General features: G+C 70.8%; 15 protein-coding genes. 7 read left to right on the plus strand and 8 right to left on the minus strand.

What is annotated here, in order from left to right:
* The first annotated feature begins 159 nt into the window (after positions 1-159).
* Positions 160-1,377: a DUF4185 domain-containing protein gene (locus tag ACIRSU_RS11635; protein ID WP_403790999.1), complete on the plus strand. Its 1,218-nt coding sequence runs from the start codon at positions 160-162 to the stop codon at positions 1,375-1,377.
* A 73-nt stretch (positions 1,378-1,450) separates the two neighbouring features.
* Here the strand turns inward: ACIRSU_RS11635 and ACIRSU_RS11640 are convergent, their stop codons facing one another.
* The 4 genes from ACIRSU_RS11640 to ACIRSU_RS11655 form a co-directional block, all read right to left on the minus strand.
* Positions 1,451-2,464, minus strand: coding sequence for an NlpC/P60 family protein (locus ACIRSU_RS11640; RefSeq protein WP_403791001.1), 1,014 nt, complete (start codon positions 2,462-2,464; stop codon positions 1,451-1,453).
* A gap of 13 nt (positions 2,465-2,477) precedes the next feature.
* The gene (locus ACIRSU_RS11645) at positions 2,478-3,452 is read right to left on the minus strand and encodes an LGFP repeat-containing protein (RefSeq protein ID WP_403791002.1); all 975 of its coding nucleotides are present in this window, start codon (positions 3,450-3,452) and stop codon (positions 2,478-2,480) included.
* Positions 3,453-3,695: 243 nt separating this feature from the next.
* Positions 3,696-5,135 (minus strand): serine/threonine-protein kinase, encoded by a 1,440-nt coding sequence (locus ACIRSU_RS11650; protein WP_403791004.1) that lies wholly within the window; start codon positions 5,133-5,135, stop codon positions 3,696-3,698.
* Positions 5,132-5,947 (minus strand): serine/threonine protein kinase, encoded by an 816-nt coding sequence (locus ACIRSU_RS11655; protein WP_403791006.1) that lies wholly within the window; start codon positions 5,945-5,947, stop codon positions 5,132-5,134. Before ACIRSU_RS11655 ends, ACIRSU_RS11650 begins: the two co-directional genes overlap by 4 nt.
* A 494-nt stretch (positions 5,948-6,441) precedes the next feature.
* Here ACIRSU_RS11655 and ACIRSU_RS11660 point away from each other — a divergent pair, with 494 nt between their 5' ends.
* Positions 6,442-7,545 carry a BTAD domain-containing putative transcriptional regulator gene (locus tag ACIRSU_RS11660; protein WP_403791007.1) on the plus strand — a complete coding sequence of 368 codons (1,104 nt, stop codon included), beginning with the start codon at positions 6,442-6,444 and terminating at the stop codon, positions 7,543-7,545.
* Between the two features lie 188 nt (positions 7,546-7,733).
* Here ACIRSU_RS11660 and ACIRSU_RS11665 read toward each other — a convergent pair whose 3' ends face one another.
* The 4 genes from ACIRSU_RS11665 to ACIRSU_RS11680 form a co-directional block, all read right to left on the minus strand.
* The gene (locus ACIRSU_RS11665) at positions 7,734-8,399 is read right to left on the minus strand and encodes a cutinase family protein (protein WP_403791009.1); all 666 of its coding nucleotides are present in this window, start codon (positions 8,397-8,399) and stop codon (positions 7,734-7,736) included.
* 82 nt (positions 8,400-8,481) lie between these two features.
* Positions 8,482-9,567, minus strand: a complete 1,086-nt coding sequence (locus ACIRSU_RS11670; RefSeq protein WP_403791011.1) for an alpha/beta hydrolase — start codon at positions 9,565-9,567, stop codon at positions 8,482-8,484.
* Positions 9,568-9,690: 123 nt separating this feature from the next.
* Complete coding sequence (locus ACIRSU_RS11675; protein WP_403791012.1) at positions 9,691-12,153, minus strand: penicillin acylase family protein; 2,463 nt, start codon at positions 12,151-12,153, stop codon at positions 9,691-9,693.
* 109 nt (positions 12,154-12,262) lie between these two features.
* Positions 12,263-15,202 (minus strand): AfsR/SARP family transcriptional regulator, encoded by a 2,940-nt coding sequence (locus ACIRSU_RS11680; RefSeq protein ID WP_403791013.1) that lies wholly within the window; start codon positions 15,200-15,202, stop codon positions 12,263-12,265.
* A gap of 193 nt (positions 15,203-15,395) precedes the next feature.
* On the opposite strand from ACIRSU_RS11680, the gene ACIRSU_RS11685 reads away from it, so the two are divergent.
* From ACIRSU_RS11685 to ACIRSU_RS11705, 5 genes are all read left to right on the plus strand, one after another.
* On the plus strand, positions 15,396-15,878 hold the full coding sequence (locus ACIRSU_RS11685) for a hypothetical protein (RefSeq protein WP_403791015.1): 483 nt from the start codon (positions 15,396-15,398) through the stop codon (positions 15,876-15,878).
* Between the two features lie 44 nt (positions 15,879-15,922).
* The gene (locus ACIRSU_RS11690; RefSeq protein ID WP_403791016.1) at positions 15,923-17,299 is read left to right on the plus strand and encodes a hypothetical protein; all 1,377 of its coding nucleotides are present in this window, start codon (positions 15,923-15,925) and stop codon (positions 17,297-17,299) included.
* A 180-nt stretch (positions 17,300-17,479) separates the two neighbouring features.
* Positions 17,480-19,129 carry a GDSL-type esterase/lipase family protein gene (locus ACIRSU_RS11695; protein WP_403791018.1) on the plus strand — a complete coding sequence of 550 codons (1,650 nt, stop codon included), beginning with the start codon at positions 17,480-17,482 and terminating at the stop codon, positions 19,127-19,129.
* 228 nt (positions 19,130-19,357) lie between these two features.
* The gene (locus tag ACIRSU_RS11700) at positions 19,358-21,070 is read left to right on the plus strand and encodes an enoyl-CoA hydratase-related protein (RefSeq protein ID WP_403791020.1); all 1,713 of its coding nucleotides are present in this window, start codon (positions 19,358-19,360) and stop codon (positions 21,068-21,070) included.
* A 120-nt stretch (positions 21,071-21,190) separates the two neighbouring features.
* Positions 21,191-22,207, plus strand: coding sequence for a hydrogenase expression protein HypE (locus ACIRSU_RS11705; RefSeq protein ID WP_403791485.1), 1,017 nt, complete (start codon positions 21,191-21,193; stop codon positions 22,205-22,207).
* Positions 22,208-22,291 lie beyond the last annotated feature (84 nt).

Here is a 22,291-nt window from a genome sequence, read left to right on the forward strand (position 1 = left end):
CGGAACGTTCCGGATGCCTCGCGCCGTGTGCCCCTGGCTACCTTGCGGGTCGCCGACGGCGGACCACGCCGCGGCGCACACGACTCGGTACGCGGAAGGGGTCCCGTGCGCAGAACGCGAACTGAACCAGAGCTGGTCGCGACCATGGAGGACCGAGAGATGACGAACCCGCCCCAGCCCGGCCACGTGCCCAGCAGGCGGACCGCGCTGAGGGCCGGCATGGGCCTCGCCGTGGGCGCGGGACTGGCCGTGGCCGCGCCCGGAACCGCGTCCGCCGTGCCACGCGGCACCCGGGGCGCAGCCCTGGCGGGCCAGGTCGGCACGCCGCTGTGCGAGCAGCCCGGGGACTCGGCGAGCGCGCAAGGGCTGGTCTCGGGCGACCTCGGCATTCCGTACTTCCGGGAGCACGACGGCACGTGGGGCTACGTCTTCGGGGACAGCTGGACGGGGCCCCGGCAGACCGGTGACTGGATCGGTTCCCCGGTGATGCTGAACCAGGCGAGCTTCGACAGCTCGGGCGGCACACCGATCTCCTTCACCTGGGCGATGCCCACGGGTGGCGCGGCAGCCCAGCTCTTCGACTACCGGCACAACGAGGACAACGGCTACGGCGACACCGAGGTCTCCCGCATCCTCAACGACTGCATCGAGTTCGGCGGTCGCACCTACATCCAGTACACCTCGGTGTTCACCTGGGACCCGCCCGCCGGGTGGGACGGGTCGCTGATGTCCGGCGTGGCCTACTCCGACGACCACGGCGTGACCTGGCACGACTACCCGTACCACTGGCCCGGTGACCGCCTCGGCGCCAACCAGAGCATGTACGGCATGTGGTCGTTCGCGGGCATCGACAACGGCTATCTGTACATCTTCTCCAAGCGCTGGAACGGCGGACACAAGAACACGGCGGACGGCGGCGCGATCCAGCTCTTCCGGATCACGCCCGACGAGTTCCGGGCCGGGAACTTCGGGGCGCAGGAGAACTGGGCCTATCTGAACGGCCGCTGGCAGTGGACCAGGGACGTCGGCCCGTCCGTCATCCTCTCCGGCAACAACATCGGCGAGTTCTCCGTGAAGCGCATCGGCGGCCGGTACTGCATGAGCTACCTGGACGTGGCGGACTACTCGATCTGCACCCGCACCGCGTCCCGTCCCGACGCCGTCTGGTCGGCCCCCAAGGTGCAGATCGTCGGGAACGGCTCCTGGCCGGTCAGTCACTGGGGCAAGCCCCAACTGCCCTTCCTGTACGGCGGATACATTCACCCGGGAAGTGCCAGCGCTACGTCGCTGACCCTGATCGTGTCGCAGTGGTCCTCGGACGCGAACCACCAGACCACCGCCTACCGCGTCCTCCAGTACGACGGCATCAACCCGTGACCCCCTGAGCGCGAAACCCGGACATCACACAGGCGCGGCCCCGGACACCGGGGCCGCGCCTTCGCGCCGAGCGTCAGTTGGTGGTGATCCAGGTGTGGTTGTCGGCGGCGCTCCAGTGGATGGTGGCTTTCTGGAAGACCTGTTTGACGCCGCCGGGTTCGGTTGTCTCGTCGGTGGTGGGGTAGCCGAGTGCGGCTTCGTGGCCTGCGGCGTGGAAGGCGTCGTAGATGGCGTCGTGGACGATGTGGGTGCCGGTCTTGGGTGACCAGAGGAAGAGGGCGTGTTCGAAGAACTGGTAGCGGCCTCGGGTGCCGTCGGGGGCGGTGGAGGCGTCGGCTTCGTCCATGGTGGGGAAGCCCCAGCGGCGTTCGGCGTCCGTGGCCCAGAACCGCTGCAGGATGTCCCCGCGAACCGCGTACGCCACGTCCGGGTGCCAGATGATCATGCCGTTCTGGAAGACCTGGAAGCGACCGCCCAGCGCGGAGTCGCGCTCACCCGTGGCCGGCGCGCCCAGCACGCCGTTCGGGCCGCCCATGCTGTCGTACTTCACCGCGATCGTGCCGTACGGGATCCTGTCGTCGAGCTGGTTGTAGCGGCGCGGCGCGAAACCGCGCAGCCCGTTGCCCCACACGCGTTCCTCGGCGACGTGCCCGAAGTCGTACTCCTCGCGCACCACCGGCTGGGTGTGCGCCGGATCGGCCCACCGCACGAACAGCGCCACATGGTGCGTGCCGCCGTCCACGTCCATGAGCAGGGCGTCACCGGGCTGCAGGTCGCTCGCGGGGATGTCGTAGGTGACGTTCCACAGGTCCCAGGTGGTCAGCGCCCTGCTGAGGTTCCAGGCCATCGACACGAAGCCGGAGCAGTCGGGGCGGTAGCAGCCGTACTGGTTCTCGTGGCAGCCGTCCCAGCTGTACGGCACCTGCTCGGCCACCCACGACCAGGAGCGGTCCATCACCTCGCCGCGCCCGATCGCGCCGTCCGGCACCGAGGCGCCCGCGGCGGGCGCCGTGGTCAGCGTGGCGGCGAGCGCCGCGAGCAGCAGCGCCAACGTCCCCAGGACGCGCTGGAGATTCCGCGATCTCATCAGTGCCTCCAGCTCAGTTGGTGGTGATCCAGGTGCGGTTGTCGGCGGCGCTCCAGTGGATGGTGGCTTTCTGGAAGACCTGTTTGACGCCGCCGGGTTCGGTTGTCTCGTCGGTGGTGGGGTAGCCGAGTGCGGCTTCGTGGCCTGCGGCGTGGAAGGCGTCGTAGATGGCGTCGTGGACGATGTGGGTGCCGGTCTTGGGTGACCAGAGGAAGAGGGCGTGTTCGAAGAACTGGTAGCGGCCTCGGGTGCCGTCGGGGGCGGTGGAGGCGTCGGCTTCGTCCATGGTGGGGAAGCCCCAGCGGCGTTCGGCGTCCGTGGCCCAGAACCGCTGCAGGATGTCGCCGTACACGGCGTAGGCCACGTCCGGATGCCAGATCACGATGCCGTTCCGGAACAGCTGGAAGCGGCCGCCCAGGGACGCGTCCTCCTCGGCGCGCACCGGAGCGCCGAGTGGGCCCCCGCCGCCGCCCAGCGCCGCGTACTTCGCACCGATCGTGCCGTACGGCTGGAACGCCTCGTCCCGCATCGCACGCGCCTTGTCCTCGGCCGTGTCGTACTTCCAGCCGTAGGCGGAGCGCTGCACGGCCTGCGCCAGTTCGCCGGCGGTGCTGCCCTCCCAGTCGGGCTCCATCTGCTGGGCCACTTCGAAGAACTTGTCGGCGGCGTAGTCGACGTCGAGGCACTGAGCGGGCTCGCACCAGCCCTGCGAGGGCCGCTGCTGGAACACACCCAGCGAATCCCGGTCCCCGCACGCCAGATTGTTCATACGGGACTCGATCCAGCCGGTCTCGAAGCCCGCCAGCATCACCTTGTCGGAGACACCCCGGCGCTGCCCGACCTCGTACACCTTGCGCGTCACCGCGATGTCCCGGTCCGGCGGGATGTCGCAGTACTCGTCGGCCGGCGCGAGATGCGCGAGCGGGCCGGGTACCGGGCCCGGGCCCTGGGCCCAGGCCGGGCCGCCCGGCAGCGACAGGGCCGTCATGATCAGCAGAACCGCTGCGCCGCGTCTCCCGCGGCTCGTACGACGTGAGGCTGTGCCAGACACGTTCCTGCTCCTCTGCTCCGCAAGTCGCCCTGCGGCGGGCCACGTTGACGTGCCGGGCGGGATGCCTCGGCACCGGGCAGGCAAGGTAGCCAGCGGCGCGCGGCACGCGGCACCCGGAACGCTCCGGAGTGACAGCGCCGCGGAGAGGCGGGGAGCATGCGGAGGATCGAGGAGTGACGCCTACGGGTGACGGGAGGGAGCGGGGCAGGCGGGGAGCGCGGGGTGGTCACGGGTGCGGACCGCGGGCAGCCAGGCGACGGGGGAAGCGGTGTGCGGGGCGAGACGGACGCGGAACCACTGGGTGGAGACGGCGTCGGCCTCGTCGACGATGGGCTTCCCGTGCGCCAACGCGCAGTCGACGTCGAGGAGATCGCCGTGCCACACCCGCTTCGGCACCACGTTGTCCGCGGTGTAGGCCCGCATCGGGTCGATCGCCAGGCCGAGGCTGCACTCGGGTTCCCGGGTGGGCCGCAGCCGGCACGGCAGGTCGGCGTTGAACACCCGGACGTGCGCGACGGGGTCGACGACGCCGTCCGGCAGGGCCGCCACCCCGTCGTCGGCGGCGGCCGACCAGAGCACCGCGGCGGCCGCACCCGCCTTGAGGGCGACGAGCGCGGCACGGCTCCGTCCGCGGCGCCGGGGCGGCCCGGCCGGCCCCGTGGCGGCCAGGTGGGCGGTGATGCGGGCGAGCAGGCGCTCCGCCGTGTGTCCGGCGCGCGCCGCATGGCTGGGTGCCAGACAGTCGGCGGCCAGGGCACGCCAGAACGGCGGCACCGCGTCGTCCATGCGCAGCGGGGCGCGCCCGTCCGCGTATTCCTGCGCCGCAGCGCCCCGGGAGACGGGCGTGGCGCCCGGGAACGGGGAGGCGCCGCCGGTGAACACCTCGTGGATCATGACGCCGAGGGCCCAGATGTCGGCGGTGGGCCGGATCCGTACGCCGTGCTCGCCGAGCGGGGCCTTCCAGCGTTCCGGCGGGAGGTAGTCCATGGTTCCCATGGGCGGCGCGTAGCCGTGGGTGCCGTCCGCGCCGGTCAGCTCGGCGGCGAGCCCGAAGTCGGAGAGTCGGACCGAACGGTCCGGCATGAGCAGGACGTTGTCCGGTTTGAGGTCGCCGTGCACCCAGCCGCTGCGGTGCAGATGGGCCAGTCCCTCGCAGATCCCGGCGAACAGACGGCCGGCCTCGGCCTCGGTCACGCCCGTGCCGAGCTCGTCCCGCAGGCTGCCTCGGGCGCGCTCCATGACCAGGACGATCGCACCGTCCAGGGGCGGACGGTCCGGCTCGCTGAGCACGACGGAGTCGAGGAGGCGGATCAGCCGTGGGTGACGGGCGCTGCGGGCCAGTTCGACCTCGCGCCGGGCCGCTTCGGCGACCTTCCGCGCCTGGCGCGGCGCGAGCCCGGCCGTCGGCAGGAACTTCAGGGCCACCTCGCGCGGACCGGCCGAGGGATCACCGTCGTACTCGGCGTCCAGGCCCGCGTGGACGGTCGCCCAGCCGCCGGCGCCGATCGGCTCCATGACCTCCCAGCGCCCGACGCGGTGGCCGCGCGGGAGCACGTCGGTGCGCTCACCGCGGTCCGGGGCGTCGGCCGTGCCGCGCACCGCCCCACCACCCGGGTTCATCGCAGCGTTGCCCGCTCTGGCTCCCGGGGCCCGGCGGCGCCCCGGCGCGGGAGGAGGGCGAGGTGCTCCTCGCGCACGAGGCCGAACCGCAGCGCGACGGAGACGACGGCCTCGCGCTTGCCGTTGCGGCGGGCGCTCCGGCTCGGCTCGTGCCGCTCGGCCGGGGTGCTGAGCCGCATCTTCTCTTCCGCGAGGTAGTCGATGTGGGAGCTGACCGCCCGTGACGTCAGGCCGACGCAGCCGGGGTGGCCCGCCAGCCGTTCGACGATCTGAGGAGTGGTCGGCACGGCGAGCGGCGACTCGTCCCGCAGCCGTGGTTCGCAGAGCGCGACCAGGACGAGGAAGTAGATGGCCGTCTCGTCCAGCGAGTACGCCATGAGGGTGTGGGTGCCCCACGAGCCGCCCGCGCGGTCCGGGTCCAGGTAGACGTGGTCGGGCGCGAACACCTGGAAGGCGGCCGTCGTCCCGCCGCGCGTGGGCAGCACGACCCGGGCGAACTCGAACGGGATGGGCGCGCCGGCCCGCCGCGGCGGAACCCTCAGGTACTCCCCGGCGCCCTCGGGGTTCTCCACCAGATAGGTCTGCGTGGCGCTGTGGTTGCTGAGCTGCCAGTGATCGTCCGTCACCCGGATCTCGCCGGCCAGGCGGGAGATCGCCGCGTCCTCGAGGCGCAGCTCCACCGGGCTGGTCGCGGAGCCGCGTCCGAAGCGGGCCACCTCACCGGGGCCGAGCCGCAGCGTCACGGGGTCCGCGCCCGGCTCCGAGTGCGGGCCGCGGACGCCTCGCGGCAGATGAATGACTATCCCGCTCATGATCCCTACTGCCTCGGCACCCCGTCCACGCCCGGCCCGTCCGCCACACACGGACGAACCTCCCTGGTGGGCGCGGCACATCTGAAGGATGGCGTGGCCGGACCAGAGAGGTCCATCAGGTTTCCCGTCACAAAGGCGGGTGGGCGGCGCCCACGGATCGACGGGGCACGAGGAGGCCTCCGAGGGCTCCGTGGGTCACGGTTCCACGAGGTGGAACGGGTTCTCGTACGGCAGGAGGCGCGGGGCGCGCGCGGAGTTGAGCATGCGTCAACTTCCGGCCAGTCGGGTTGCCGCGTCGGCGTGCCAGGCGCACGCGAGGCCGTCGCGGCGGGGGTGACAGTGCAGCCCTCCACCGCCGGCCGGACGGGCGGACCCTTGCCGGTCGAGGGGTCGCGTGTCACCCCGGATCGTTCCGGGTGCCCTGCCCGGAACCGGCGCCGCTAGCTTGTCGGCCTGTTCGCCAGACCGACGAGACCGGAGCCCGGAGGGCAGCGATGCCGACGACCGCGACCATCGGCCGGCCCGCGGACACCGCGCTCGGACAGCGGGAGCGCGAGGTGCTCCACGCGATCGGCTGCGGGCTCCGGGACGACGAGATCGCCGCCGCCCTCGGACTTCCCGAGGACGCCGTGGCCGGACACGTCGCGCGGATCCTCGCGAAACTCGGCCTGCGCGACCGGGCCGCCGCCATCGTCCACGCCTTCGACTGCGGTCTGGTCGTGCCCGGCCACGGCCCCCGCACGACCGGTCCGCGGAGGGACGTGGGCCGGATGACCGGACCCCGGGTGCGGATCTCCCTGCTCGGGCCACTGCGGGCATGGGTGGACGCGCGGCCTCTCGAACTGGGGCATCTGCGTCAGCAGGCCGTACTGGCGGCGCTGGCGTTGTGCGCCGGGCGGCACGTCAGCCGGCAGGAACTGCTCGACGGGGTATGGGGGATGGAGCATCCCGTCACGAACGTGGTGCCGGTGTACGTGTACCGACTGCGCAAGGCCCTGCACACGGGGGCCCCGCGCACCGGGACCCCGCGCACCGGGCCCCTGCGCACCGGGGACGGCCCGGACGCGCTGATCGAGCACGGTCGCTGCGGCTACCGGCTGGTTCCCGGCGCGGCCGAAGTGGACGTGGCGTTCATGGAGGGACTGGTCGTCGAGGCCGGGGCGGCCGTCCGGGCGGGTGAGCCGGCCGAGGCGGTCCGGCTGTGTTCCCAGGCCCTGGACCTGTTTCACGGAGAGCCTCTGGCGGGTCTGCCCGGGCCGCTCGCCGAGCTGGAGCGGCTGCGGCTCACCGAGCGCAGGATCTCCCTCGTGCGGCGGAAGGCGGCGCTGCAGATACGGCTCGGCCGGCTCGCCGAAGCCACCGCCGAGCTGTACGCCCTGTCCGCGGCGCACCCCTTGCACGAGCCGGTCGCGGCGATGCTGATGGGCGCCCTGTTCCGCGGCGGCCGGCAGGCCGACGCGCTGTCCGTGTTCGACCGCGCCCGTCGCCGGCTGGCCGACGACCTGGGGGTACCGCCGAGCGGGATGCTGCGCAGGACGTACGAGATGATCCTGCGCGGCGACGAAGCCGGCCTCGGCCTCACCGGAACCGCGAGCTGACCGGACGGTCACCGCACCCGCATCCGGGACCGAGACGGGGACGGTCGCCGCGCGCCCGGGACCGAGACGGGGACGGTCGCCGCGCGCCCGGGGCCGGGACCGAGACGTAGACGGGCACCGGGCGCCCGAGCGTGACGGTCACCGCACGCCCGGGACCAGGGCGGTCACCGGGCGCACGGGATCCTCGGCTACCAGGAGGCGGGATTCCAGGCGCCGTTGTACCACTCCTCGTTGGCGCTGTCGTTGTGGTGATCCATGTCGAAGTCCACGTCGTAGTTGTGCATGTGGTTGCCCGGGTAGGTCCAGATGCCGGCGGACTCGTCACAGACGTAGTCCCAGTTGCAGATCGTCTTGACGGGAATGTTGCCGAAGAACCGGTCGGCCCCGGCCAGCGGGGCGCCGACGAAGCCGCCGAAAGGCACGGCTCCGCCGTTGGCTCCGGGCGGGCCCTGGCGCTTGGGGTCCGCGATGAGGATCGCGTTGACGTTGCCGAAGGTCTGCCAGTTCTCCGTGACCCAGACGTGCACCACCCCGGCGCCCAGGGAGTAGCCGCCGATCTTGACGTGCTGGTCGGGGCAGGCGGCACGCTGGTTGCGGACGAGCCGGTTCAGCTCGTTCACGCCGGCGCGGGTGCTCGTGCCGTTGGGGATCTGGGTGGGATAGCCGACGTGCTGCTGGATGTCGCCCCGGAAGCCGTCGTTGTTCCACGAGCTTCCCGTGCCGCCTACGACGATCGTGTAGGTGCCGTCGCAGGAGGCCGCCGACTGTGCCGCGGCCGTCGGCGCCTGTGTCGCCGACACCCCCACGGCCAGCAGTAGACCGGCCAACGCGGATGTGATCCTGGTCGCGCGCATGGTGCTGCTCCTCAAATCCTGTGAATGGGCGTGGTGTTGACGGTCGCGGTGGCGGCGGTCCGTCCCGGAGGCTCCCGTACGGTCAGGAGGCGAAGGACCGCTCCAGCCGGGGGATGAGGTCCTGGAGGTCCCTCTCCCAGCACCAGCCGTTGTGGCCGCCGTTGCAGTTGGTGCCCCAGGCGGCGCCGTCGCCGTAGTCGACGTAGTGGTACGACATGCCCAGGGCGTCCATGCGGTCCTTGACGTGCTTGGACGCGCCCTCGACCCAGAACTCCAGGTCGGTGACGTCGCCACGCCCGTTGCCCACGTAGAGGGAGACCCCGACCCCGCCGGCCTTGAGCTTGTCCATGTGCTGTGACGGGTCGACCTCGTTCCACCGCCAGTCGACGTTGAACACGGGGTAGGGCGAGCCGAACAGGGCGTCGCTGTCCACACCGGGCTTGTACGGGTCGTCGGCGGGGTCGCAGACACCGGAGGACGAGGCGCACATCGCGCCCTGCGCGTCGATGACGGTGGCGACGGCGGCCAGCCGCAGGTCCATGGAGTCGGCCGACAGGTCGATGTCGCCCGACAGGGACGCGGTCTGGCCGAACAGGTCCGGGCGGTCCTGGGCGTAGTGGAAGGCGCCGAACCCGCCCATGGAGACACCGGCGACGGCCCGGGCCTTCTTGGTGGCGACGGTCCGCAAGTTCGCGTCGATGAACGGGATGACCTGCTTGAGGTGGAAGTTCTCCCAGTTCTGCGCGCCGATCGCGGTGTTCTGGTCGAGCCAGTTGGCGTACCAGCCCCGGGCCCCGCCGTCCGGGATGACGGTGATCATCTGGTTCGACGTGGTCAGTGCCGGATAGTTCTGCTGGATCGGGTCGTCGGGCGAACCGTGCAGGAAGTAGAGCACCGGATAACGCCTTGCCGGGTCGTCGTAGTAGCCGCTCGGCAGGATGATCTTGATGTGGTGCCGGCCCGTGACCTCGGGCGTGGTGACGGTGATGAAGAAGTTGGTCGCGGTGCCCTGCGCCGTGTCGACCTGGGTCAGGCCGAAGCCGTCCCTCAGCGGTGGCGGCGCGCCGCCACCGTCGTCGGCCCTGGCCACGCCCGCCGGCGCGGCGAAGCCCACGAGGGCGACCATCAGCGCCGGCAGCACGCGCCAACGGCTCGATGTCCTCGTCACGGAGTTCCCCCTTCTGAGCCTTGTCGTTGGGTGGAACGAAACCTATGAGGCGGCGATGAAATGCCGATGAAGCGAGGTCAGGGGCATGCCGGGGACCCCTGCCGGGGTCCCCGGCGCACCCGCTCAGGACAGGACCTTGACCTCCAGCACCGGTGAGGCCGCGATCTGCTCCTCGGTGTACCGCTCGGTCACCCACTGGCCCGCCGAGAACAGCCTGGTCTGATCGGCGTAGTGCGGCGAGTTCGGATTGGCCGACTGGGAGTAGGCCAGCAGCGAGTACGCCTCGGGCGGCCCGTCGGCGGTGAACCGCACCTGCTGGATGAAACTGGACCCGAAGACGATGTCCACCTTGCCGTCGACCACGGCGGGGGTGACCACGTTCAGCACGCCCAGCTCGTGGATCGAGCCGTGGATCGGGATCTTCTCACCGTTGCGGGTGACGTTCTGGATGCTCGACAGCGGTGCGTCCAGCGCGACGCCCGCGTTGCGCAGGGCGAGGACCGCGCGGGCGAGCGAGTTGCGTACGACGTCGTTCCCGGCGTCCAGCGAATTGGGCGTGTGCACCGGATCATGGGCGTCGAAGCCGACCCGCCAGGGCAGTTTCTCGATCGCCTGCCCGTTCTGCAGATACGCCCAGAAGTTCTCGAACAGCCAGGAACCCCGGCTGTCCGACGTGTACTTGTGACTCTTCCACGCGGCCAGGACCGGGCACGCCTCACTGATGTTGACCAGGTTGCCGTCCACCACGACGAGCCCGAACAGGGTGTTCTGGCACGCCGTCACCGTGGCGTCCAGCGCCAGGTCGGCCGCCCTGCTGTTGTCGGCGAACAGCAACTGCCGCATGTTCGCCGGCGTGAAGCCCCGGCCCGGCAGGCCGTCGGTGCCGTCGATCCGGTTCTGCGCGGTCAGGAGCAGCTCCTGGGTGCGCAGCGAACGGGGAGCCGCCATGTCGCCCATCACCCTGGGGAAGGTCAGCGGCTGCTCGGGGTTGGGCAGCCAGGCGCTGTCGTTGGCGTTGCCCGCGTAGTCGGACCGGATCAGACGCGGCTGCTTGTGCGGGTCCAGGAGGCCCGGCGCGACCGCGTTCGGGTCGTCGGGCCAGTCGCACGCGCTGCGCTTGCCGTCGAAGACGGAGACCGGCGGCACGTTCGGCAGCCGGAGCGACTGGTTGAAGAGCAGCTGGCCGGTCGCGGTGAGGCACGACTGGGCGTGCTCGTCGGTGATGTTCGGGGTGGCCTGGATGTCCGCGTAGAGGGCGTTGCCCTTGCGGTCGGAGGCGACCGTGTTGAAGAAGGGCACGCCCTCCGTGGTCTCCAGGGTGTTCACCACGTCGTGGACGTCCGTGGCCTGGTCGAGGTGGAACCAGGTGTTCAAGGCCCGCAGGTTGTCCATGTTCACGTCGCGCACCGCGTGGGCGCTGACCACCCAGGGCAGCGCGATGCCCTGGACCGACGAGGTGACCGGGCCGTAGCGGGTGGCCCACAGGGTCCTGGTGACCCTGCCGACGGAGCCGTCCTTGTTCAGCACGTCAACGCTGACCTGCTGCGAGGTCATCTTCTGCCAGGCGCCGTCCACCAGATAGCTGGTGGGGTCGAGCGGATCCACCTGCACGTCGAACAGCCCGAACGGCGCTACCGTGGCGACCGTGTGGCTCCAGGCGACGTTGTCGTTGTGGCCGATGTTGACCGCGGGGAATCCGAGCAGACTGGCCCCGGTGACGTTGATCCTCCCCGGGATCGTGAGCTGGCTCTGCCACATCCGGTTCTTGCCCTGCCACGGGAAGTGCGGGTTGGCCAGCATCATGCCGGTGCCCTGGGACACGCCCTGCGAGCCGACCGCCAGCGCGTTGCTGCCCATGCTCGTCCGACGGGCGGCGGCCATCGCGTCACGGATCTTCCGCGCGGTCTGCTCGGGCGAGGCGGCCGGCGCGGTGGCGGAGGCCGACGCCCCCGGCGGCACGGCGTTCACCTCACCGTCCAGCAGTGCGTCGGCGGTGCCCATGATGATCTCGGCGTGCGCGTGCCGGTAGACGTCCAGCTCGGTGATCGGCCGCACCCAGGCAGCGCCGCGGCAGGCCGGGTCGGTGATGTTGCCGACGCCCGTCTCGGCCAGGTACCTGTTGTACCCCTGGACGTAGCCGCGAATGGCCTCCTTGACCGCCGGCTCCGGCCCGTTGGGCGCGGGCTGGTCGAGCAGCCGTTCCACCACCCGGTTGTCGTTGATCCGCTGGAAGTAGATGTCGCTGTTGAGGTTGGTGGTCGTGTTCTGGTGCTCGCCGGGGCTCGCCCTGCCGTCGGGCCCGAGATAGCGGGACAGCTGGGCGTTGACCATCAGATAGGTCTGGGCCAGGGTGCAGATGTTGTCCTTGGCCGCCGCGTATCCGTAGCCCGTACCCAGCCCCTCCCAGTCCGAGGCGATGATGTGCGGAATCCCGTACTCGGTGTAGCGGATCGTCGGCCTGTCCGGCCCCGATTCGGCGGCCGCGGCCCCGGTGGCCCGCGGTCCGGCGGCCGTCACCGTGCTGATCACCGCCAACACGGCCACGGCCGCCACCGGCAGCCTCGCTCCGCATCTCCAGCGCGCCATCGAGTCGTCCTTCCCCTGGGGTTCAGCCGTTCTCCGGACCCGGTCACGCTAAGGAGGAGCGATGAAATCCCGATGATGCCGCCGTACCGGCGAAGCTTTCGTTACGGCCTCAGTGCTCCCTGTCGTGGGCCTTCTCGATGGTGGCGAGGACGTCGTGCGCCTCGTTGAGCCGGCAGCCCAGCTGGTGGCGGTCGGCGACGTCAACGGCCTGGCGGGCGCGGGCGCGGGCCTCGTGCCACTCGCCGAATTGGACGTGTGTCCGCGCCATGACGATCAGGAAGTCGCACGAGTGGGCGACATTGCCGATCTGCTCGGAGATGTCGAGGGCTTCCCGGAACGCCCCGAAGGCGTCCTCCCGGCGGCCGAGCCCGCGAAGCGCGTCGCCGAGGTTGGACAGCGTGACGGCGACGTTGCCGACGTCGCCGTGCTCGCGCCAGAGGCCGAGGGCCTCGCGGTAGTGGGCTTCCGCCTCCGTGTAGCGGCCTGCTTCGCGTAGTGCGTCGGCCATGGAGCTGACGAGGATGGCGGGCCGTCGTCGGCCATTGCCGGTGTGCGGCTGGAGATCGAGGGCTGCCTGCGCGTGATGAAGGGCCTGGTCGCTCTGGCAGTTTCCGCCAAAAGCCATCGACAGGTTCGAATGGACCGCGGCTTTGTCGTCGGGCTCGTCGAAGAGCACGAGCGCTTCCCGCAGCGGACCGATCGCCTTGTCGTACCAGTGGGCCAGCCCGTGACAGACACCCACCATGCGCAGAAGCCAGGCGCGGCCGAGCCGGTCGTCGTGCCGCGCGGCGATGCGCAGTGCCTGCTCCAGGTGGTCCTCCCAGTGCCCGGTCCACCAGTAGACGCGCATGTACGGGAAGAGACCGACGGCCAGTCGCCAGGCGACGTCAGGCCGGGAGCACTCGCCGGCCGACCGGATGACCTCGCCGATGTTCGACAGTTCCTGCCGGAACCAGGTCAGGACCTGAGGCTCGTCCGTGAAGTCGGGGAGCGGGGCGGGCGATGCCAGGTCGAGTCCGGGGGGCGACTGACTTTCCTGGTAGACCGTGGCGCCGGCGCGCTCCACCGCGAGCGCGTACCAGACGTACAGGCGTAGCCGGGCAGCCTCGCGTTGCCCGGCCGATTCGTCGCTGAGGGCACGTTCCGCGGCGTAGTCGCCGAGCAGGTCGTGGAAGCGGTACGAGAACGGGGCCGGGCTCTGCAGCAGATACGCGTCGACCAGCCGCTCCAGCAACTCCTCGGCCCGTTCAGGCGTCCGGTCCAGCAGGGCGGCGGCGGACGCGGCAGTGAAGACGTGCCCCCGGCACAGGCCAAGAAGCCGGAACGCCCGTGCCGCCTCGCGCTCGGTCCCCTGGTCGCTGTCGTGCAGGGCGAGGTAACTGGAGGTGAAGGTCGCCCGTACCCCCAGCTGTCCCGCGGTCAGGGCCGCCAGGCGTCCCGGCCTGTCGGTGCCGATGCGGTCGGCGAGGGCGGCGGGCGACCAGGTGGGGCGGGCGGCCAGCCGGGCCCCGGCGATCCGCAGGGCCAGCGGCAGCCCGGCGCAGGCGGCCAGCAGCCGCAGAGCGCCGTCCAGGTCCTGCTCGAGGCGTTCAGTCCCGCACAGCGCCGTCAGCAGTGCTCGCTGCTCCTCGATGTCCATGGGCGCCAGGGACAGGTGGCGGCCGGCGGGCAGGTCCGACAGGCTCGCCCGGCTGGTGACGATCACCGCGCTGTGACCGGTGCCGGGCAGCAGGGGCAGCACCTGGGAACTGTCGCGGGCGTTGTCGAGGACGACCAGGACGCGCAGGTCGGCAAGCGCGGTCCGCAGCTGGGCGGCCCGGTCGTCGGTGTGCTCGGGCAGCGCCCTGGCGGGCAGGTCGTGTTCGGGGCGGTGCAGATCGGCCAGAAGCGTGGCGAGTGCCTCGTGCGGCGACCGGGGCGGACGGGTGCCGAAGCCGTGGAGGTCGAGGTACAGCTGTCCGTCGGGGAAGCGGTCGCGCAGCAGGTGTGCGGCGTGGACGGCCAGCGCGCTCTTGCCCACGCCGCCCATGCCGGTGACGGCCACCACGCGCGGACGGCTCGGGTGGGTGTCGTCCGTCAGGGCGTCGCAGAGCTCGTGCAGCTCCTGCTGACGGCCGGTGAACAGGGTGGCGTCGATGGGCAGCTGCGCCGGAACGGGGAGGGGCACGGGCTGCGGGGCGGACGCGGAGGGCGTGCCGGACGGCGTGTCGGTTGGCTTCCCGGCGCCCGGGACCGGGGCAGGGCCGGGCATGGCTGCCGTCGCTGTCGCGGGAAGACCGGTGGGCGCGGCGGCGGGCGGTCGCAGCAGGGCGGGGTCGGCGGTGAGCACCTGCTGATGCACGGTGCGCAGCGCGGGGCCGGGGTCCACGCCGAGTTCTTCCACGAGGGCGGTCCTGATGGTGTCGAAGGCATGGAGCGCCTCCGCTTGACGCCCGCTGCGGCAGAGGGCGGTGATGAGGTGGACGTGCAGCGCCTCGTGCAGCGGGTGGCGCGCCGCCCATCGGCTCAGCTCGGGTGTCGCCTCGGCGTGCCGGCCCAGGCCCAGTTCGGCCTCGTAGTGCCATTCCAGCGCCTGGAGACGGCTCTGGTTCAGATGCCGGACGTCCGCTTCGAGCGTGTGCAGCTCCGGTACGTCGGACAGCGGACGGCCGCGCCACAACGCCAGCGCCTGCCCTGTGTGCCGGCTGACGGCTTGCCAGTCGCGCCGCGCACGGCCGTCGCGAGCCACGTCGAGCAGAGCGGCGAACTCCTGGAGGTCCAGCTCGCCTTCTTCTACGCGCAACAGCAGGCCGTACGGCGTGGACGAGAGCCGCTGCGCGCCCACCGGGCCGAGCGCCCGACGCAGACGCCCCACATGGTTGCCCAAGGCGGCGCCCGCGGTCGCCGGCGGGTCCTCGCCCCACAAAGCGGCCTGAAGGCTGCTCAGGGACACTGCCCGGTTCGCCCGGAACAGAAGGGCGGCCAGCAGAGCACGGCTCTTCGCACCGGTGACGGGCACCACTTTGTCCCCGTCGTGAACCTCGATGGGGCCGAGCAGACCGAAGCGCATAACTCCCAGTCCAGGGATCGGAACGGGCCGCCGCCTGTCGCTCGCGCCCGCAGCGTTGATCAAGTGTTTGTCGGATGTTATCGGCTTCGCGCGCCACCTCGACAAGCTGGTCTCCACAGGCCGGACGGCAGCGCGCACGGGCTCGCCCGCGCGGGCGACCAATCCACAACCTCGAAGGAAAGGACCGTTTGTCATGAGGAAGACCACCCGACGAGTCGCCGGCATCGGCGCGACGCTGCTGGCAGCGGCGTCCATGTCGCTGGCGACCACTTCGCCGGCATCGGCGGAGGAGTACCACCCCGGTTCCTGGGTCGGAACCGGCACGAACTGGGCGCCCGGAGAGGATACATACAGCATGACCACTCACCTGGTCATGCAGGACGACGGCAACTTCGTTCTGTACTGCCGAAACGGCACCGGCCAGGACGCCCTGGCCATCTGGAACTCGGGAACCTGGGGCAACCCCGGGGCCCACGCCACCTTCCAGGCGGACGGCAATCTCGTCGTCTACAGCAGCCAGGGCACGCCCCTGTGGTACTCCGGCACGTACGGCTCCGGCGGCAACCAACTCGCCGTGCAGGACGACAACAACCTCGTCATCTACCGGGACGACGACACCCCTGTCTGGCAGTCGAACACCTATCACGCCTGCCCGGCGTACACGCGACTGGACTGAATCGTCTGCGACGGCCGACTCAGCGTCGTTCTCCGAGAGGACTCATGAAGAAGATATCGAGGCTCTTCGCCTTCATCAGTGCCATCGCCCTGGCCATCGGCATCACTGTCGTCGCCAGTGGTCCGGCATCAGCCTGGGACGGGGTCGGGTGGCAGATCCAGAACAAGGCGACAGGTCTGTGCCTGACCGGGACGGTCGATATACCGACCGCCAAGAACCCTGTCTACGAGGCGCCTTGCGGCACGAAGCCCACGCAGTACTGGGGCAACTGGACGAACATGCTCGTCATGGTGGACGCCGGCGCGTACAACATCTGTCTGACCGCGAACACTTACGGCGACGTGTACACCACAGGATGCCAGGCCGACGGTGACACGGGTTGGAGCTACGGTGACCAGGCGTGGAAATTCGCGTCCCTCAGGGGCGACTACACCAACCTCTACAGCGAAGCCCACGGTTGCTATGCGCAGGTGATTTCTGGCCAAGCAGCCTGCATGCTCGGCTGGTCCGGAGACTCCAAGCAGTTCCGGTTCATGAGCACCCCTGTCGATTCGCCTCCCGCGGTGCCGAACACGGTGCGGCTGGTGGACCTGCGGCCGGATGGCCGACTGCAGAACGCCGAGGGTGACTACTCGGCGGGCGGGTGGACTCCGTGGAGTGACATGGGTGCTTCCGGGATACGGGAGGTGACCAGTGCGGCCACCGGTTCGGTGAACCGGATCTTCGCGATCGCCGGCGACGGTCAGGTGTACGAGAAGGACGGCAACTACGCGAACCAGCAGTGGTCGGGCTGGTTCCAGCCGGCGACCGGCGGCCTGCCGTCGCCCGCCGTCGCGATCAGCGCGTCGTCGTACGGCAACACGGTGCACCTGGTGATCGTGGGAGCGGACGGGCACCTGTACAACTCCGACGGTGACTTCGCGGCCGGTCGGTGGAACGGGTGGACGGACCACGGCGCCGGTTTCAAGCGGGTGACCAGCGTCTCGACGGCGGACAACGTCAACCACATCTTCGCCATCGACAGCAGCAACCGGATCGACGAGCTGGACGCGAACTACGCCACCAGCACGTGGGGCACCTGGAGGTCGGCCGGATCGGTCGCGTTCACCGCGCAGGACGTCGCGGCGTCCGCGTCCGGTGACATCGTGCACCTGAGCGCCGTCGCAGTGGACGGCAGTTGGTCGAACACCGAAGGCAACTTCGACACCGGCCGGTGGGACGGCTGGACCAAGATGTCTGGTTCGGGTCTCAAGCGGATCGCCAGTGCCGCCGCGAACAACGTGAACCACATCTTCGCCGTGGACGGCAGCAACCGTCTCATGGAGATCGACGGGGACTACAACACCGGCCACTGGAGCTCCTGGGCCCAGGCCGCCGCCGGCGCCGACGCCATCGGCGTCACCGCCACCTTCACCCACTGAGCGCGGAGTCGACGCGCGACGGCGCCCCGCCCAGCTGATCCGAGCCGTCCGGCCGCCCGAGCCTTGTGCCGGGCGGCCGGATCTGTTCCATCCGCGCCGGGCGTCGCCCCTTCCGCACCGTGTACGAACCTCGTAGCCCACCACCCCACCCTCCTATGGTGCGCCAGACCGGAGAATTCCATGAACCGCCTCACCACCCTCACCGCAGCCACCATCCTGCTCGCCGCGGCCGGAACCATCGCGACCCCCACCGCCGCGAGCGCCGCGACGACCAGTACGACGGCTGCCCCACCCGTGGTCCGAGTCCTGCCGCTGGGCGACTCGATCACCTACGGCCGGAACAGCTGCACCGGCAACGGGTATCGCGGACCCCTGCAGAACCTGGTCGCCGCCGAGGGACGCTTCGCCGTCGACTACGTCGGATCGCAGCAGAACGGCGTGATGGCCGACCCGGCGAACGAAGGCCATCCGGGGGACACGGTCGACCAGATCAGCGCCGGCATCGACGGGTGGCTGGCGGCCACCCACCCGGATGTGGTGCTGCTGCACATCGGCGTCAACGACCTGAACCAGTACGCGAGCGGCTCGGACACCGCCGCCAAGGCGACGCAGCTGGTGGACCGGATCTTCGCGGACCAACCCGGTGTCACCGTCATCATGCAGGGCCTCATTCCCACCACATACGGCATGAACAGCCCTCTGCCGGACATGTCGGGGAACATCCCGGCCTACAACTCCGCGCTCCAGCGCCTGGAGGCCACCGAGCAGCAGGCGGGCAAGCACTTCCGCTACGTCGCCGCCCCCGCGCTCGTCCCGTACGACCACGGCACGGCGACGCAGCCCGCACAGATGTCGGACGGGCTGCACCCGAACGACGCCGGCTACGCCCTGCTGGGCCAGAACTTCCTCGCACCGCTCGACCAGGCCTACGACGTCGGCTGGTTCACCGGCGGGGCCGCGCAGTCCCCCCAGCCGGCCAACACGGTGCATCTGGTGAACCTGGCACCGGACGCCAGCCTGCACAACACCGAGGGCGACTACTCGGCGGGCACATGGAACGGCTGGAGCGACCTGGGTGCTTCGGGGATCAAGGAGGTGACCAGCGCACACACCTTCTCGGTGAACCGCATCTTCACCATCGGCCGTGACGGACAGGTGTACGAGAAGGATGGCGACTACGGGAGCAGGCAGTGGTCGGGCTGGTTCCGGCCGAGCATCGGGACACTGCCCTCGCCGGCGGTCGCCATCACCGCCTCCTCGCACAACCACACCGTCCACCTCGCGGTCGTCGGAGCCGACGGACACCTCTACAACAGCGACGGCGACTACGAAGCCGGTCGATGGAACGGGTGGACGGACCACGGTGGCGGTTTCAAGCGGGTGGCCAGCGCCTCGACGGCCGACAACGTCAACCACATCTTCGCCATCGACAGCAACAACCGTGTCCAGGAGATCGACGCCGACTACTGCGCCGGCACCTGGAGCGGCTGGGCGCCCGCCGGGTCGAGCGCGTTCACCGCACGGGACGTCGCGGCGTCCGCTTCCGGTGACACGGTGCATCTGAGCGCTGTCGCACTGGACGGCAGTTGGTCGAACACCGACGGGAACTTCGACACCGGCCAGTGGAACGGCTGGTTCAAGATGTCCGGCTCCGGTTTCAAGCGGATCGCCAGTGCCGCCGCGAACAACGTGAACCACATCTTCGCCGTGGACGGCAGCAACCGTCTCCAGGAGATCGATGGGGACTACAACACCGGCCACTGGAGCTCCTGGGCCCCGGCCGCCGGCGGCGCCGACGCCATCGGCGCCACCGCCACCTTCACCCGCTGAGCCGCCGTTGAGCTCGTGCGGAGCAGCTCGTGAGCCGTACCGCGTGCGAGGAGGCCACCCGGGAGGGCGGGGCCGGCTGCCGCCAAGTGGTGGGAAACGGGTCTCGATCGAGTGAGGCGAGGGAGGCGTCGCCTCGCTCCCCGCGCAGGGCGGTCCGACGATCGCTGGGGCCGCGTACCGAACCGTCGTTCCGGCGCGGGGCCTCCACGACGACCCGGAAGGGCTGCCATGCGCATTCTGCTCATCGCCAGCAGCTACAACAGTCTCACCCAGCGGGCTCGGGCCGAGCTGCAGGACCACGGGCACGCCGTATCCGTGGAGGTCACGCCCGACGGGGCGGCGGTGCGGGACGCCGTCGAGCGGCACGCGCCCGATCTGGTCGTCGCGCCCATGCTGAAGGCGGTCGTGCCCCGGGACGTCTGGCAGAGTCGCCTCTGTCTGATCGTGCATCCCGGGCCGGTCGGCGACCGTGGGCCGTCCTCGCCGGACTGGGCGATCCACGAGGGCGCCGCCGAATGGGGCGTGACCGTCCTTCAGGCCGACGAGGAGATGGACGCGGGCGACGTCTGGGCGACGGTCGCCTTCCCGCTCCCGGCGGTGGGCAAGAGCGACCTGTACCGGAACGAGCTGTCCGACGCCGCCATGAGGGCCGTGCACCTCGCCGTCGAGCGGGTAGCCGCCGGGGCCGTACCGCAGCCGCAGACGGGGCAGGTCCGGGCCAGGCCCTACTTCCGGCAGGAGCAGCGGCGGATCTCGTGGGAGGAGGACACCGAGACGGTCCTGCGCACCCTGCGCGCCGCCGACTCGCAGCCGGGCGTCCTGGACGAGCTGCTCGGCGCCGAATGGTTCCTGCACGGCGGCCACGCCGAGGACGGCCTGCGCGGCGAGCCCGGTGAGCTGCTGGCCACCCGAACCGGCGCGATCTGCCGCGCCACGGGAGACGGCGCCGTCTGGATCCCGGAGCTGCGCGCCCGTACCGGACGCGGCGAGGAGCGGGCCTGCAAGCTGCCCGCCACCCTGGCCCTCGGCCTCGCGGGACGGCTGCCCGACCTCCCCGAACTGCCCGCGCCGGTCGACGCGCCGGTCGACGCGGAGGCGGGCCGGACCTGGTCCGACATCCGCTACCGGGAGCAGGGCCCCGTCGGGGTGCTGTCCTTCGCCTTCCCGGGCGGAGCGATGAGCACCGACCACTGCCGCCGCCTGCTGCGGGCCTACGAGACCGCCTGCCGGCGTCCCACCTCCGTCCTCGTGCTCGGCGGACAGCGCGACTTCTTCTCCAACGGCATCCACCTCAACGTGATCGAGGCCGCCACCGATCCGGCCGCCGAGTCGTGGGCCAACATCAACGCCATGAACGACCTCGTCGAGGCGGTGCTCACCACCACCGACCGGCTCGTCGTCAGCGCGATCGGCGGCAACGCCGCCGCGGGCGGCGTGATGCTGGCCCTGGCCGCCGACGAGGTCTGGTGCCGGTCGGGCTCCGTCCTCAACCCCCACTACCGGCGCATGGGTCTGTACGGCTCCGAGTACTGGACCCGCAGCCTGCCCCGCAAGGTGGGCCCCGCGCTGGCGGAACGGCTCACCCAGGGCGCCCGGCCCGTCTCCGTCGCGGCCGCCCGCAGCATGGGGCTCGTCGACCGGATCGTCGAGTGCGGGCCGGCCGATTTCTCCGCCGAGGTCACCCGCTTGGCCGCCCGGCTGGCAGCGCACCCCGCAGTCGCCTCCCGGGTGGCGGCGAAGAAGGCGGAGTACGAGGCCAGGGAGTCGCTCACACCCCTCGCGGCCCACCGGGAGCAGGAGCTCAGCCGCATGCGGGCGATCTTCGACGATCCCTCCGCGCCCTACCACTCCCTGCGCCGGGCGTTCGTCCGTAAGGAGGACCCGGCCGCGGGATCTCCCGACGCCTGGGATGCGGACACGGCCGGTCCGGCCGACCGTTGACACGTACGTGGGCCCTGAGACGGCCTCTGCCCCATCCTCCGCAGGAGACGACTCGTGAACGCAACCACGCAGGCCCAGGTCGACGACCAGGGCGCCGCTCCCGGCAGTGACGAGAAACCGATCCACATCCTCTGGATCAACGCGGGCCTGAGCTGCGACGGCGACTCGGTGGCACTGACCGCCGCCATGCAGCCGAGCATCGAGGAGATCGCCCTGGCCGGGCTGCCCGGACTGCCGAAGATCGCGGTCCACTGGCCGCTGATCGACTTCGAGTGCGGTCCGGTGGGCGGCGCCGACACGTTCATCGAGTGGTTCTTCAAGGGAGAACGCGGCGAGATCGACCCGTTCGTGCTGGTGATCGAAGGTTCCGTCCCGAACGAGGACATCAAGCAGGAGGGGTACTGGTGCGGCTTCGGCGACAACCCGGAGACCGGCCAGCCCATCACCACCAGCGAATGGATCGACCGGCTGGCCCCCAAGGCGCTCGCGGTCGTCGCGATCGGCACCTGCGCCACGTACGGCGGCATCCACGCCATGGCCGGCAACCCGACCGGGGCGATGGGCGTGCCCGACTACCTCGGCTGGGACTGGAAGTCCCACGCCGGCATCCCGATCGTGTGCGTGCCCGGATGCCCCATCCAGCCGGACAACTTCGCGGAGACCCTGACGTACCTGCTCTACCAGGCCGCCGGTTCCGCGCCGATGATTCCGCTGGACGACCGGCTCCGCCCGACCTGGCTGTTCGGGGCGACGGTGCACGAGGGGTGCGACCGCGCGGGCTACTACGAGCAGGGCCAGTTCGCCACCTCGTACGACTCGCCCAAGTGCCTGGTCAGACTGGGCTGCTGGGGGCCGGTCGTGAAGTGCAACGTCCCCAAGCGCGGCTGGATGAACGGCATCGGCGGATGCCCGAACGTCGGCGGCATCTGCATCGCCTGCACGATGCCCGGCTTCCCGGACAAGTTCATGCCGTTCATGGACGAACCCCCCGGGGCCAAGGTCTCCAGCACCGCAAGCGGCGTGTACGGCTCCGTGATCCGCCGGCTGCGGGACATCACGGCCAGGACCGTGGACAAGGAGCCGAAGTGGCGGCACACCGGCGACCGGATCACCACCGGTTACCGGCCGCCGTGGTGATCGGGCGCCTGCTCCGGAAACCCGGAAACCCGGGAACCCGGCAGACCCCCTCACCCCCGCACTGTTCGTGAAGTCGAAGCACCG

It is taken from the genome of Streptomyces sp. NPDC101160, assembly GCF_044768205.1.
GTDB lineage: Bacteria > Actinomycetota > Actinomycetes > Streptomycetales > Streptomycetaceae > Streptomyces.

What these genes read in the sequence shown, in the direction of transcription:
- ACIRSU_RS11635 (WP_403790999.1), top strand. Translation starts at nt 160, where the DNA reads ATGACGAACCCGCCCCAGCCCGGCCACGTGCCCAGCAGGCGGACCGCG.
- ACIRSU_RS11640 (WP_403791001.1), bottom strand. Translation starts at nt 2,464, where the DNA reads ATGAGATCGCGGAATCTCCAGCGCGTCCTGGGGACGTTGGCGCTGCTG.
- ACIRSU_RS11645 (WP_403791002.1), bottom strand. Translation starts at nt 3,452, where the DNA reads ATGACGGCCCTGTCGCTGCCGGGCGGCCCGGCCTGGGCCCAGGGCCCG.
- ACIRSU_RS11650 (WP_403791004.1), bottom strand. Translation starts at nt 5,135, where the DNA reads ATGAACCCGGGTGGTGGGGCGGTGCGCGGCACGGCCGACGCCCCGGAC.
- ACIRSU_RS11655 (WP_403791006.1), bottom strand. Translation starts at nt 5,947, where the DNA reads ATGAGCGGGATAGTCATTCATCTGCCGCGAGGCGTCCGCGGCCCGCAC.
- ACIRSU_RS11660 (WP_403791007.1), top strand. Translation starts at nt 6,442, where the DNA reads ATGCCGACGACCGCGACCATCGGCCGGCCCGCGGACACCGCGCTCGGA.
- ACIRSU_RS11665 (WP_403791009.1), bottom strand. Translation starts at nt 8,399, where the DNA reads ATGCGCGCGACCAGGATCACATCCGCGTTGGCCGGTCTACTGCTGGCC.
- ACIRSU_RS11675 (WP_403791012.1), bottom strand. Translation starts at nt 12,153, where the DNA reads ATGGCGCGCTGGAGATGCGGAGCGAGGCTGCCGGTGGCGGCCGTGGCC.
- ACIRSU_RS11680 (WP_403791013.1), bottom strand. Translation starts at nt 15,202, where the DNA reads ATGCGCTTCGGTCTGCTCGGCCCCATCGAGGTTCACGACGGGGACAAA.
- ACIRSU_RS11685 (WP_403791015.1), top strand. Translation starts at nt 15,396, where the DNA reads ATGAGGAAGACCACCCGACGAGTCGCCGGCATCGGCGCGACGCTGCTG.
- ACIRSU_RS11690 (WP_403791016.1), top strand. Translation starts at nt 15,923, where the DNA reads ATGAAGAAGATATCGAGGCTCTTCGCCTTCATCAGTGCCATCGCCCTG.
- ACIRSU_RS11695 (WP_403791018.1), top strand. Translation starts at nt 17,480, where the DNA reads ATGAACCGCCTCACCACCCTCACCGCAGCCACCATCCTGCTCGCCGCG.
- ACIRSU_RS11700 (WP_403791020.1), top strand. Translation starts at nt 19,358, where the DNA reads ATGCGCATTCTGCTCATCGCCAGCAGCTACAACAGTCTCACCCAGCGG.